The following is a 13,388-nucleotide window of genomic DNA, read 5'->3' as shown; positions in this document are numbered from 1 at the left end:
CGAATGACAAAGTCGCTTGGTAGTTACGATACGACAGAATCGCTTGGTGATCACACGCTTTATCTGCTTTGCCTGACTTACCTTTGCCCCTAAACCTGTTAGAATAAATACTCTACACAATTCTGAGAGCGTGCGTTTTCCCTATCAAATCTAATCCAATGAAAGAGGGGCAGTTCCTGAAGGATCCACACATCTTTTCATCGGAACTCTGCCGCACTTACGCTTTGAGGCCTCCTACGGCTAAGGCCAGATCCTTCACGCTAATTGAGTAAGCTTCTCTTCATATCAACTCTTTATTGAGAAAAAATAGGAAGTAACCGGCGTGTTTGAATCGTGTTTGCTTGAGGTATTTATCATCCATTGATTGTGGGACACAAAAAGCAGTCATTACTATTAATAGAACTCAAATTACCGTCTATTATACGCTTGCTCTATATCCAAACACATGCTAATCATATACCCTTGTTCTAATTACGTATTTCTGGGTGATTTATGGATTTTCAAGTAAAGCAAGACTTCAAATATAAACGATTTTCTAGACTAGAATACTTGAACAAAGAGGAGTCTTGGTACGAAGATGAATTGAATCTTGGTCTCTATTACTTTTTGTTAGAAGCCAAAGGAGAACCAACTGATCCTGCTTTCAATCAAATCTTAGCTGCTAAAGGTGATCATGCGTCAGCATTCAACTACTTAGGTGACATTGCTTTTAAGCTATACGATGAGTTTCGGGACTCTGAGATCCCTGCGTATCACTATGAGCGTGCATTAATATACTCCGAAAACAACTCACATGCTCACTGGGGGCTGTTCTGCTCAACTCGCGACCCACGCCATTTCTTCAAAGCGATTTCTATTGGTTATGAAGAAGGTAACTTTCAAATAGTCACTAATAAGATGCATAGCTTGTATGCACCAAATCTGATCAACGCTGAACTTACTGTTGATGAATGGAAGCTGCTTAAATCAATCTGTCTAGATGAAAAAGTTGAGAGTCAAATCGAGATACTTTTGTGTTGTCACTTTCATCTTGAAGAGTTCAAAGATGGGATTTCTCTCATCAATTCAGCAAAATATATTCCTAAAAAAATCATCGAGCCTTATCGACAACACGCTCATATTGATCAAGACACCTTTTGGAGTAAGATCAGTTATTACGAGCGATTGAATCTGATAGGTGATGCTGAATCAGCTTATGAAGAAGTTAAGAAAGAAGTTGCTAGAGGCAAAGCAAATCTGACACAAGAAGCAATCATCAAATATGGTTTTGAAGCAAAGGCTTATGATGATGTCATTGAGCTAGTTGAGCGTGCGTTTGAGAAAGAAAAATTCATCCATTCTTCACATGTATTGAAGTTACAACACATTTTGTCATCCCAGCACTTAGGCAAATCACTCAACGAACAGTATGAAAAAGATGTCAACAGCGTAAACTACTTTGGAGACACCGATACTGGCAGGGATGGGCAAGTTCTAGCTCTTTATCTTGCATATCTTGTTCTAGTAAATATCAATAAACTCAAGTCTATATTAGCAAAGCGTGACAATTTACATCAGTTAACGAACTACGCTTTGTACAAAGACATAAAGGCAAATCTGCGTCATGACAGCCTCATCGGTCATCACTTGTATGACTCACTAGTGGATACTCTACAAGAGCTAAAAGAACAATGGCATAGCAAGCGAGTTGAAGACAGTTTAGCATCAGCAAAAGAGCAAGAACTTGATGATATTGAGATCGCTAGTTTACTGATGGACAAAGGTGAATATCACAAAGCATTGAGTACCCTCTCTGATTTAGAGTCCTCAATGTCCGTTAACAATCTACTCGGTGTATGTTTCGAAAACCTCGATGATTTCGACTCCGCATTGGAGCACGCTAAGCTTGCACTTGATATTATGTTGTCTAGTGGTGAAAAAAACAGCACCATCATTAACAACTATCTATATTGTTTGCACCGCTCAAGCTCATCTATTGATAAAGAACTATATGAAAATTATGTCGAACTATTCAATCATAGTTTAACTGAGGGTTTTATACCCCATCGGTTCTTGCACGATAACGGAAACTCTCTGTATAAATATTATCCTTTCAACAAGTTCACATTAGATGCTTTAGTGAATGGCTACTTCTATCTGGCATCAGCAGAGCAACTCAATGACCCTATCGAGCTGCCACATGAGAATCTGACTAAAGATAAAGAGTTTGTTGTTCTTAGACCTGACTTTCGATTGTGTTCATTTTCACATAATGAAAACTCAATGCTGATGTGGTCACACTATGCAGAAAACCATTCTGGTCTCATGATTGAATACTGCTTTGAAGGCTCTTTACCAGATCAGGTTGGTATTGAAAAAATCCAATACCTACATCCCGAACAAAGATTCATTAAAAAGGACAAGTATCTTTTCAATCAATACATGCTAATTAAGAACAGCGACTGGTCATATGAGAAAGAAGTAAGGTTGTTTGCATACAAGAAAGATAAGGTCTACTACAAGAAAGCAACTTATCCAAACCGAACTCATAACGCTACAGCATACATAAAAAGCATAACTGTCGGTTACAAGTTTCCTGAGAGCACCGTAAAACTAATACAAAGCATCGTGGCGACTCTCAATGAGAACCGGACAAAGAATCTATCCAACATAGTGTTACGAAGAGCGAAGCTTTCAGATAACAACTTCTTTGACCTTGAATACGAAGAGATCGTATAGGTATCATCAACTGAATTAGTCATGACTCAATCTGTCAGTTCGCAAACCATGATTTAATCAGTTCTGACAGATTCCACTATCCCGTTTCTGCCCCTTTTCGAGCTAGGGAGTGTCATTGTTTGGGCTGCCCTGGTACATATTCAAACTAACAAATCGTAATCCGAAGATGAGAAGCAGTTTGATGAATTTGTGCTTATTGTCACTAGTCTGAGTAGCTTTTAAATTCTCTTTTTGTTTACTATTGCATTTAAACAATATGTCACGAACATAAGGAAAACACATTCAAATGAAAACGGATTTATTTATTTCATACGCTTGGACGTCAAATGAGCATAAAGAGTGGGTTCACCTACTCGCAAGCCAACTTCATTTAATGGGTTACACGGTGAAAATTGACGAAGCAGTCGACTATGGTTCGAGTTTAAGTGGCTTCATGCAAGAAGTAACCGATGCTTCTCATGTACTTTTAGTTGTTGATGAAAATTATGTCGAACGTGCAGACAACGCCCCAGCATCAGGAGTAGGTATTGAGACAGAATGGATCAGCAGTGTTTTTGAGAGTAAACCAAACACATGGCTGTCCGTTATTTTTGTTAGAAACCCTAACTATAGATTGCCTCGTTGGCTAAAAGCTAAAAGTCCTAAAGGGTTTGATTTTAACTCAAACCCTGATGCAAGGAGATATCCAGGATCAACCCAGATAGACGCAGTATGGCGATGGATTGAAGGACTTCCCGCAGACAAACAACATGCGATACCTATCTCGGTCGTTCATAAACGAGCAGCGCGACTTGAGCGGATTGATGTTCTGAAAGATTCTGGTAATTATGCAAACCCAGCTCTAAATGGACGTGTAACTTTCCTCTATCGAGGGCATTCAGGTTATACCGTTGGAAATGGTGAGTACCAGTTCAAAATTCAATTCAGTGGGTGTTCAGGAAATAGTGTCTATGTATACACTGACGGTGGCCTTAAAGCTGTGGGACTAATAACAACTTCAAACTTCACCCCCTCAAAAGTTGATTCTTTTCTAACCCCCGGTCGAACAATCACACCTACTGTCGGACAAAAAGCCGTGCTCTTGAATAGTGAGGGTGCTCTCTGTGTATTGACTATCGAAGAAGTCCAATGTGAAATTAATACTGAACAGTATGTACCCGAGCATGTAACTTTCACTTATGAAATTTTAGTTAATCAATAGCGGGATCATTTAGCTCATTTGTTCCTAGCTTGTGTTGTGGGTAAGTGAAATTGGCTACTACACTAGAGGCTTTGCTATACCCAAAGTAATTCGTTAGACGCTAATTTAGTAGTCTCTACAACTCAGTTATGTCCAGAACCTTCACAGTTGGCACTTCGTAACGCAGAAGTACCCCAATACGTGTTTAGAACGCATGAAACCATCATGAGATTTATTTGTGAAACAGGCTGTTTCCCAATTTGTGTAACAGGCTGCGCACAAATTACTCTGAATCAAAAATGCCCCTTTCCGAGTTTGTGCAACAAAATCGTGCAAAATTTAATCTGAAAATTACCCAGTTTTTCCTAATGGTTGTAGTATCTATTGACGCGTAACAATAGTGGAACTAATTCAATGAGAGCACCATTTCAGGTACTTATATTCCCATACAAATTTGAAATGGCAGCCCCCATATTCCTGATTGCTTGCCGAACAGACAATGGTGAATGGCAGGTAATTTCTGGTGGTGGAGATCATGAGTCTTTGCTTGAAGCTGCAAAAAGAGAATTATATGAATAAACCTCGTTAACAGGTATTGATTGGGTTCAACTAGATTCTATGTGTATGTTACCGCGAGCGTTTTATTCTGGTCATGAAAAATGGAGCCTTCCCCCTTATGTGATACCTTACCACTGATGAAGCCTACTTCGGTAGGCAGTGATATGCTGCATAAGCCGGAGCAACCACTTAAGGAATTAACTTATGTGTCCAACCGTTAGGGTACACTTCTGCCCCTACCGTCTGGTTAGTTCTGAAGTCACTAAGGAAGCATTCAATGAGCGCAAAACTGAAATAATAGTCTTGGAGGTTATTACCCGATCTCCTTCATGTTAATATGCAATATCCTCACTCTATTTCTGAAGTTGCAACGAAACCAGCCTATAGCTAATTAAAGAGCCACATGATTACGTTCTCCTCCATCAATATGTATTACTTCTCCATTTACATAACTTGATAACGGTGAAGAGATAAACACAACAAGACGTGCTATTTCTTCAGGCGATGCCAACCGTTTCATAGGGTGGTGATCTATCTTGTTCTGAAACAAGCTAGGATGATCAATTCTATAACTATCCCATCCTCCACCAGGAAACAGAGTTGAACTAGGGGAAATTGTGTTAAAACGAATCTTCTGAGCAAACTTAACTGACATGGATTTAATGTGATGAATTAGCGCTGCTTTTACACAACTATAAGCATCAGCCCTATGGTCAGCAACTCCTGCTGAAGTGGAGCCTATATATGTTACCGCGGAGTCCGAACTACTCATTTTATCAGTCACTTTATCAATGTTATAGACCGTTGACCTTAAATCTGTGTCTATTGTTTCAGACCAATCACCACTTAATGCACTAACATTTGGAATAAAAATATCTATATCTCCAATAGAATCAATCCACTTAGAAAAAGAGTCATTAGACCTAATATCGACTATACTGGGAAAAACCAATAGATTGGGTGGTAACTCATTCATAAAAGAATCGATGGATGACTGACTCCGAGCACAAAAATGAACTTGGCAGCCTTCCTCTGCGAAACATTTTACAATACTGGCTCCAATGCCTTTAGAGCCTCCAGTAACGACTACCGTTCTACCTTCTAATCTTAAATCCATATAGGCCTCCGTTTATTATCAGCCACTTTGATAGGTTAGCGACGCACAGGCGCCATCACGTTGTTTTTTTAATGCATTAATGGTACTGACCACAATAATATGGGTTCCAATCACCGTCAACATATATACTGGAATAGTAAACTTGGCCAATAGGATAGAGGTTTTGCAATATTTTAAGTAATCCATCGAATGCTATTTTAAGAAAATCTGTAACTCAGAAATGTCCAAAAGCTTCTCAGATTGAATTTTTACCCGTGGCACTTCGTAACTCAGAAGTGCCCCATTGTGAGCCAGAGAGGGATTGAACTCAGTTTCAAACCCTGCAACTTGCCTTACTTTTCCTCATGCCTAGAGATCCAACAATGTAGCTAAATTTTATAATCCACAACAGACTGAACTTCAATCACAGTTACGCACGAATATGTTGTTCAACTATTTCTAGGCTATTGAATAGTAGAGAACTAAAGGGAAGTTTTTGATTGATAACGTGCCTTGAATCGGAAGCAATGTGTGCTGGCACGTTATTAAAAGGTTATATTTTTTATCTCTGGTATGATTTGCAATCTTCACTTTTTAGTATAAATTGCACTTTAATAATTTATAATTATATGAAATTAAAATGAATCAAGAAGCCTCAATTGCTGGACAAGCGGTTTACTCGAAGAAAGTACTATCAATATACGATTTCTGGGTTTTAGGAGTATCAAATAACTATTTTTGGAAATGCCCAACTAGACTTATTAGTGAGCAATTTTCAATGTTAGTTTCATCTAATCACTTAGATGTTGGCGTTGGCTCAGGTTATTACCTTAAGAATTACCTACCACAAACAACAAAACGTATCGCTTTGCTAGATTTGAATGAAAATAGTCTTGATACAACCTCAAAAGCAATTAGTCATTTTCAACCTGAAGTTTACTGTGGGGATGTACTTGAGCCTCTTGAATTAAGTATCGAAAAATTTGACTCAATTAGTGTTAATTATTTGCTTCATTGTTTGCCTGGAAATTTAATTGGTAAAGGCATTATGTTTAAGCATTTAAAAAACCATATGAACGAAGGTGGGATTTTGTTTGGTAGTACAATTTTAGGTAAGGGTACGAAACTGAACTTTTTCGCTAAAAAATTGATGGGTGTTTACAATAAGAAAGGCATATTTAGTAATAACAACGATGATTTAGACTCATTGGTGACATCGTTAAATGAACACTTTACTGATGTAAAAGTGGAAGTTATAGGGTGTGTTGCATTGTTCTCAGGTAAAAAAATATAACAAATGATCTGCTCCAGTGATACTGGACACTCACGTAAGCGACTTTTTCCATACTTTTAATAATTCATGCTTTGCTATATTAGCAAAAGACGCAACTCGGAATTGCCCAACTACGAGTTAGCCTTTGTGGCTCATTCATCCAATATCAACCGTTTTAATCAGTACAGATGTGGTGTTGTAGGGCGGGAACGATAACGACCTAACCACGCTCCAAGCGTCGTTAAGTCGTTATTGGTTGAGGTCAGGGGTTAATTGAGCGCTTCAATCAGAGTGATTTCGCGTTTGATTTGCTTACTCTCTTGCTCAGTCGCCTGCGTCAGTTTCTTTTCGCGTGTGGTGGTGGCTGATTGTTTCGCTTCGTCAGATTTGAACATCAGTTCTTTTACGTTGATAGAAGCGATGTTTGTGTAGCGGCCATCGTCACTGGTGGGGATTGATATGGTTTCATCATTAATTAATGACTTTACGATCTCTCGCTGTTCATTGTAGCGGCTCTCTAAACCAGAAAGAGCCCATCGCTGCTGAGTTTTACCTTCATACTGACCGTTCTTTTCTTCTTTAAGATACTTGATTGTCATATTACGGATTGTGCCTGCTTCTTCTCCATACTCTGCTTCCGTATCAAAGAGTACAGGGAATGATTCACCTTCTAGCACGCCGCCTTTCTTGGTTAGATGACCCATTCGATAGCTATTCATACCAATACGGATCTCTGTTTGATCAGTAACCGGTGTGCCATCTGCAAACGCGAGGTTGGTGATGCGTGTACCTGCAGGTTGAGTGAGGTCGATGGTATAAGTCACGCCCGCGAAGAAGTCATTGGTCGAGTATTTTGAAGCTCTGCGCTCGGGATTAAAACTGTAGGTTACATCGCCAGGTTGCACTGAGTTGAAGTAGCCCGCAGACCATTCCATGTAGGTTCTTAACTCTTTTCCTGTCATCTGGTAGACAGTGATTTCGCCACCTGCGTATTGGTAGTTGTACGCGATGTCTTTGGCTTTGATTGGGCCAACATCGAGCTCTGCATTGTCGTTGTCTATTTGAAGTGCGATGACATTGGCTTTAGGTGCATAGAAGAAGCTCGCTTCTTGGAATAGCGCACTGATGCCTGTGTCTTGAACGTGGACTTGAGGGATACCGCGGATTTCGTTTTCTGGGACTAAATCAACGCCGGTAAGCTGAGCGACAGGTCTGTTCGCCATTTCTCGGAGTTGTTTGTGATAAGGCTGGTATAGCTCGTCCATATTCTGATCAGAATCTATACCTTTAATTTTATAGGTGAAGCTGTCTTTGTTGACGAGAGTGAATGTGCCATCGCGCTCTTCAAATTGAAGATCAATACGAGATAGGGCGCGGCCATATTTGTCGGGTTCAGTAATAATAACGCCATTCACAACGGCTTTATCGATGCGAGTGTGCATGTGGCCAGCGACGATGGCATCGAGCTCTGGGTTTGCGTTGGCAATGTCGGTGACACCGGTGTCAGCAATGTCATTCTCGTTCTCAATCCCCATATGGGCAACCAATACGATGGCATCCACTTTATCATCAATTTCTTTGACGATTTTCTTCACTTCTAAGGTTGGATTAGTGAAAGTGACGCCTTCTAAACGGTTGGTACCTTGCGCAAAGACCTCCGTCATTGGGGTATCCATTCCGATCACGCCGATCTTAATGCCACCGCGTTCTAGAATGGTGTAACCCGGTAAGAATGGATTTCCGTTTTTGTTCTTGATGTTGCCGCCGAGAGACTGCCCTTTAAATTGGGTAACGGCTCTGTTGAGCGTTTTAAGGCCAAAGTCGAATTCGTGGTTACCTAAAACCCATACATCGTATTTCATGTGATTAAAGCCAAGCATCATTGGATCAACAGGCTCGTCTTTGAAGGTTTCTACGAAGTTGCCTTGGATGGTGTCGCCAGCATCGACAAGGATAATGTTAGATTGCTCTTTGCGGATCTCACCAACCTTGGTCGCGATTTGGCTCAAGCTACCACGAGTGTTGAGTTTATCTGCCGCGTAATCCCACGCCATAAAATGACCGTGGATATCTGAAGTACCCAGTATCGTGACACCGTGTATGTCGCCATCATCGGCAAAGGTGGGAAAGGCTAGAGAGAGTAGGATGGCGCTTGATAGTATGTGTCTTTTCATAAGTATGTTCACATCGTGGTTTTAAGTATGACGCTACCATATAGAATCGAGATTACCTTATGGGTGATCAGTGTCATATTTATAGTGATATAACTTACTGATGTTTCAAATAAATGTGATTCATGACCATCTCGTAACCACTTAAATTATGGAGAAACGCATTACAACTCTTTACTGCGTTCTCAATACTCAATTCCTTGAATCAAACTTTCTCAGTGAATCAATTTCCGTAAGCACTTCTGTCTTTGTTTAAGGTGATTGGGTTATCCCGCCATTTCCAATGCTTCTTAGCGCGGTCTTAATATTTCTATTATTAACTATGCCTTTAATTTATTGTTATGTTATAACGTAACAATAATGTTGTTTTTGGATGTTCGGTGGGAATTTGAATAAACCTGTATTGTCTGTGCGCGGGCTCTGCGCTGATGGCTTGGCTAACTGGAGAGCCGTCTCCGACGTGACATTTGATGTGAACGATGGTGAATGCGTTGCCATCATTGGCCCCAATGGAAGTGGAAAGTCCAGTTTGCTGAAAGGCATTACAGGCGAATATAAAACCGTCGCGGGTGAGTTGATGTTGTTTGGTATTGCGCTTGGAAGCCTTGAGCGGCAGCAGATAGCCAAACAAGTCGCGGTGGTTACTCAACATGAGCATGTTGATCCTCGTTTGAGTGTTGCTGAATATGTTGGCTTAGGCCGAACTCCTCATACATTTTGTTGTAGTGCAAAAGAGCACAAACGAGCGGTTCAGCAGGCGATGGAAGATGTTGGGCTCATTCACAAAAGCCAGCGGTGCTTTGGTGAGCTATCCGGTGGTGAACAGCAACGTGCAAGTATTGCTCGCGCCTTTGCACAAGAGCCGAGGCTTTTACTCTTAGATGAACCTACAAACCACCTTGATCCTCTCGCTCGCCTCGAACTTCTGAGCCTAATTAAACAACGCGGCATTGCGTCTGTTGTGGTGCTGCATGATTTACCTTTGGTAGCGCCATTCGCCGACAAAGTCCTGTTGATGTCAGGCCAAAAAATGGTGGCGTTCTCAGCCCCAGATACCGTGATGCAAGACCGATACATGATCCCTGTTTTTGGATTGCGCGTTCTCACGTTCAATCATCCTAATCTATGCAGCACCATCCATCATTTTGAAGCTGCATCAACTTACTCAACTCACTTAACTCTCGCTAATCACTCTTTAATAGGAGCAGCCCAATGAAGTGGCCTGTAATTTCCAGTCTTTTGTTTCTTTTACCTTTCTCTTTTGCGCATGCGACAAGCACTCAATACCCAGTGACGGTTGATAACTGTGGGAGCCCACTGACCATTGAAAAGCGGCCCTCGCGTGTGGTTGTACACGACATCAATATGACCGAGATGGCGTTTGCTCTTGGTCTTCAAAAGGAGATGGTGGGCGTTACGGGCATTACTGGGTGGTACAAGATGTCGAGTTCGTTTGAAGAACGTTTAGGAGATATTCCTGAGCTTGCACCGAAGTATCCTTCATTAGAAACATTGATTGCTGCTGATGCTGACTTCTTTTTCGCTGGCTGGAATTACGGAATGAAAGTGGGCGGTGAAGTGACGCCTCAAACACTGAAGCCATATGGGATTGATACCTTAGTGCTCTCTGAGAGTTGCATTCATACCCAAGACCAAAAAGAAGGTGCGACAATGGATCTGCTTTATGGCGATATGAAAAAGTTAGGCGTTATTTTTGACAAGCAACTAGAGGCCGAGGCTTTGGTGAAAAGCTGGAAAGAGAGAGTTGAAAAAGTAGCAGAAAAGCAGAAAGCATCAGGTAAGCCGAGCCCAAAAGTGTTCTTGTTTGATTCGGGGGAAGACAAGCCTTTCACCGCAGGTAAGTACGGAATGCCAAACGCAATGATTGAAGCTGCTGGTGGTCAAAATATCACAGGCAATATGGAAGCTAGTTGGGCTCGAACCTCTTGGGAGAATGTCGCTCGTGAAAACCCAGATGTGATTATTCTTCTGGATTACCAATCGGCGAGTGGTGCCGATTCGTTGCAACGTTTCTTAGAAGCCCATCCGTTGATGAAATACACCAATGCGGTCACTTCTGGTCGTTATGTCAAACTGCGTTATGAACAACTCACCCCTGGGCCTGCCAATATCGATGCTATTGAGAAACTTGCAGAGGCGTTCGTTTCTGAGTGATCGGGAAAGTTGTTAGATGAAAGCTTGTTATTGATAAGAGTAGTAGTCCTTTGATTTTATTTGATAAATATCGAGCAGCATGGCTAACAGGTATCACTGCCATGCTGCTCGCCTTCATGATGAGTTTACAATTTGGCTCGGTCCCTTTGTCTTTTAAGGAAGTGATTGTAGGGCTGAGTTCTTTCACTGATCCAACGCCGGATATGACCAGTCGAATACTGATCGATCTAAGGTTACCTAGAGCATTGTTAGCCGTTATCGCGGGTGCAGGGCTGGCGATGGTTGGGGCGTTGCTTCAAACCTCGACACGAAATGATCTGGCGGATCCGTTTCTGTTTGGCTTGTCATCTGGCGCGTCTGCTGGTGCGGTGTTGGTGATCACCAAAGTGGGAGATGCTCTGGGTGTTTGGTCACTGCCACTGGCTGCATTCTCGGGTGGTATTGTTTCGGCGACCGCCGTTCTGATTCTGTTTTCGATGCAGAAGAAAAAGGGTAATGACAACTTGATCTTGTGTGGTTTGGCGATCTCATTTTTATTCGGAGCCATCACGAGTTTTTTGATTTATTCAGGCGACCAGAGAGCGGCGAGTTCGATTTTGTTCTGGACGATGGGAGGCTTAGGGCTCGCACGTTGGGATAATTTGATTTTTGCCTTGGCGGGCGTGTTATGTCTGATTGCGTTAATTTTCAAGCGTTATCGCGAGCTCGATACTTTGTTAGTGAGTGAACAGACGACAAGCTCACTGGGGATCAACGTACACCGCCTACAAAGCGAGATTTTTCTTTGTTGTGCGTTTTGCACTGCGTCGATTGTATCGATGACCGGAGTGGTCGGTTTTATTGGCTTGATGGTACCCCACTTAGTTCGACCATTTTCAGGTGTCACTCACAAGCGAGCTCTGCCTTTGGTTGCCTTATGGGGCGCGGTGCTTTTACTGTTTGGGGATGTGATTAGCCGAACCATATTAGCGCCACAAGAACTGCCTGTAGGTATTGTGACCGCAGCGCTTGGCGGGCTATTCGTTTTGTATCTTGTTTGGCGTAAATAGTGTGTGCTCAATTCCACCAAACTATACAGGCAGTAAGATGATCTTGCCGTTCAAGCGTGTGGTTTTCGATTCAATGAGATCAATCGCGGTTTGCACTTCATCGAATGGCAGGTAGCGGTCAACGTCGAGCTGAATGTCGTTTGTGATGAAGTGATCTAGCATGGTCGTGAATTTATCCCGGCGAACACCTTTACCTTCCACTTCCTCCCAATAACGTAAGAAGAAGGTGCTGAAATCTATATCTTGGCTTTTCGCGTGCTCAAAAAAACGTGGCTCGTAAAAACCCAGAGACAGCGTCCCATAGTTGATAAAACGCCCTTTGTTACTCAGGGTATGAATAAGATCAGTTCCGGGTGAGCCACCAATCGCATCAAAGGCAACGGTCGGGTATTGTTTCGGTTGTGATGTAACGACAATGATTTTGAAGCCGAGTGATTCTGATAATTGAGAGAATATCTTACCGATGGCTGTTCTGCCCGCGTTGATGATCAATACATCTTCTTGGGTCAGCTTAGCTACTTCTGTCGTCAACACCCATGCAGTGAGCGCATTAATGTACAACTGACAGGCGTAGCCATTTTCTAGGTGCTGAGGAATTTGGAACAAGTCATCTGGTGATACATCGACATAGTTCTGCCATGTTCCACTGGTTGCTACGAGCACTCGCTGATTCGTTGCAAACTCAGCATGGCTGGACTCTACAACCCTTCCTACTGCTTCAAATCCAGGCACTCTCGGCGGCTGGTGGCTGTGTTTGTACTGCCCAACACCATAAATCGACAACAGATCACTAGGGTTGATGTTAGTCGCTTCAATTTGTACGCGAACTTTATCTTTGTCTAGTGCCCCTAAAGCGACATGTTCTAACTTGAGAGATTCTTTTGGCTGACCGAAACGAAACTGGCTAATTCGGGTATTTTGCTTAGTGTCAGTCATGGTTCGGGCACCTTTATGGGTTATGAGTGTTGCATCGATTTTAATTGTAGCGTGTTCATAAACAATCTTGGGTCGCTAATATTGCTCAACATCGATGTTGTTGGCAATCGATTGTTCAAACTGAAATTAGTTAACCAAAAGTTGACCAACACCTATTTACAATGATTCCTAGTTTAATAACTAGGGCGTGTTGATCTTTCGTGAGTGTTTTTTGAACAGCATGGTAAAGAGT

The 13,388-nt window shown here is 41.9% G+C and carries 9 protein-coding genes and 1 pseudogene; 7 read left to right on the top strand and 3 right to left on the bottom strand.

Annotated features, from left to right (window positions below):
* Positions 1-492: 492 nt before the first annotated feature.
* The 3 genes and pseudogenes from AB6C75_RS21375 to AB6C75_RS21365 form a co-directional block, all read left to right on the top strand.
* Positions 493-2,718: a DUF2971 domain-containing protein gene (locus AB6C75_RS21375; protein ID WP_372109150.1), complete on the top strand. Its 2,226-nt coding sequence runs from the start codon at positions 493-495 to the stop codon at positions 2,716-2,718.
* A gap of 286 nt (positions 2,719-3,004) precedes the next feature.
* The gene (locus tag AB6C75_RS21370; RefSeq protein WP_372109148.1) at positions 3,005-3,919 is read left to right on the top strand and encodes a toll/interleukin-1 receptor domain-containing protein; all 915 of its coding nucleotides are present in this window, start codon (positions 3,005-3,007) and stop codon (positions 3,917-3,919) included.
* A gap of 393 nt (positions 3,920-4,312) precedes the next feature.
* Positions 4,313-4,585: pseudogene (locus tag AB6C75_RS21365) on the top strand (NUDIX pyrophosphatase); the annotation flags it as partial.
* 262 nt (positions 4,586-4,847) lie between these two features.
* Here the strand turns inward: AB6C75_RS21365 and AB6C75_RS21360 are convergent.
* On the bottom strand, positions 4,848-5,573 hold the full coding sequence (locus AB6C75_RS21360; RefSeq protein ID WP_017091741.1) for an SDR family NAD(P)-dependent oxidoreductase: 726 nt from the start codon (positions 5,571-5,573) through the stop codon (positions 4,848-4,850).
* Positions 5,574-6,192: 619 nt separating this feature from the next.
* On the opposite strand from AB6C75_RS21360, the gene AB6C75_RS21355 reads away from it, so the two are divergent.
* On the top strand, positions 6,193-6,846 hold the full coding sequence (locus AB6C75_RS21355) for a bifunctional 2-polyprenyl-6-hydroxyphenol methylase/3-demethylubiquinol 3-O-methyltransferase UbiG (RefSeq protein WP_017091740.1): 654 nt from the start codon (positions 6,193-6,195) through the stop codon (positions 6,844-6,846).
* A 248-nt stretch (positions 6,847-7,094) separates the two neighbouring features.
* Here the strand turns inward: AB6C75_RS21355 and AB6C75_RS21350 are convergent, their stop codons facing one another.
* Positions 7,095-8,999, bottom strand: a complete 1,905-nt coding sequence (locus AB6C75_RS21350; RefSeq protein WP_372109146.1) for a bifunctional UDP-sugar hydrolase/5'-nucleotidase — start codon at positions 8,997-8,999, stop codon at positions 7,095-7,097.
* A gap of 370 nt (positions 9,000-9,369) precedes the next feature.
* On the opposite strand from AB6C75_RS21350, the gene AB6C75_RS21345 reads away from it, so the two are divergent.
* From AB6C75_RS21345 to AB6C75_RS21335, 3 genes are all read left to right on the top strand, one after another.
* Positions 9,370-10,212, top strand: coding sequence for an ABC transporter ATP-binding protein (locus AB6C75_RS21345; protein WP_372109144.1), 843 nt, complete (start codon positions 9,370-9,372; stop codon positions 10,210-10,212).
* Positions 10,209-11,171: an ABC transporter substrate-binding protein gene (locus AB6C75_RS21340; RefSeq protein WP_017081867.1), complete on the top strand. Its 963-nt coding sequence runs from the start codon at positions 10,209-10,211 to the stop codon at positions 11,169-11,171. Before AB6C75_RS21345 ends, AB6C75_RS21340 begins: the two co-directional genes overlap by 4 nt.
* Before the next feature lie 101 nt (positions 11,172-11,272).
* Complete coding sequence (locus AB6C75_RS21335) at positions 11,273-12,220, top strand: iron ABC transporter permease (protein ID WP_017081412.1); 948 nt, start codon at positions 11,273-11,275, stop codon at positions 12,218-12,220.
* 21 nt (positions 12,221-12,241) lie between these two features.
* Here the strand turns inward: AB6C75_RS21335 and AB6C75_RS21330 are convergent, their stop codons facing one another.
* Positions 12,242-13,156, bottom strand: coding sequence for a zinc-dependent alcohol dehydrogenase family protein (locus AB6C75_RS21330; RefSeq protein ID WP_372109142.1), 915 nt, complete (start codon positions 13,154-13,156; stop codon positions 12,242-12,244).
* Positions 13,157-13,388: the final 232 nt, after the last annotated feature.

The sequence above is a fragment of the Vibrio sp. 10N.237.312.B06 genome, assembly GCF_041464685.1.
In the GTDB taxonomy this organism is placed as follows: domain Bacteria; phylum Pseudomonadota; class Gammaproteobacteria; order Enterobacterales; family Vibrionaceae; genus Vibrio; species Vibrio tasmaniensis_A.
The sequence above is the reverse complement of the archived record's forward strand: the minus strand, read 5'-3'. Positions and strand labels throughout refer to the sequence as shown.

Coding starts and splice junctions, on each gene's coding strand:
- AB6C75_RS21375 (WP_372109150.1), top strand. CDS start 493: ATGGATTTTCAAGTAAAGCAAGACTTCAAATATAAACGATTTTCTAGA.
- AB6C75_RS21370 (WP_372109148.1), top strand. CDS start 3,005: ATGAAAACGGATTTATTTATTTCATACGCTTGGACGTCAAATGAGCAT.
- AB6C75_RS21360 (WP_017091741.1), bottom strand. CDS start 5,573: ATGGATTTAAGATTAGAAGGTAGAACGGTAGTCGTTACTGGAGGCTCT.
- AB6C75_RS21355 (WP_017091740.1), top strand. CDS start 6,193: ATGAATCAAGAAGCCTCAATTGCTGGACAAGCGGTTTACTCGAAGAAA.
- AB6C75_RS21350 (WP_372109146.1), bottom strand. CDS start 8,999: ATGAAAAGACACATACTATCAAGCGCCATCCTACTCTCTCTAGCCTTT.
- AB6C75_RS21345 (WP_372109144.1), top strand. CDS start 9,370: ATGTTCGGTGGGAATTTGAATAAACCTGTATTGTCTGTGCGCGGGCTC.
- AB6C75_RS21340 (WP_017081867.1), top strand. CDS start 10,209: ATGAAGTGGCCTGTAATTTCCAGTCTTTTGTTTCTTTTACCTTTCTCT.
- AB6C75_RS21335 (WP_017081412.1), top strand. CDS start 11,273: ATGCTGCTCGCCTTCATGATGAGTTTACAATTTGGCTCGGTCCCTTTG.
- AB6C75_RS21330 (WP_372109142.1), bottom strand. CDS start 13,156: ATGACTGACACTAAGCAAAATACCCGAATTAGCCAGTTTCGTTTCGGT.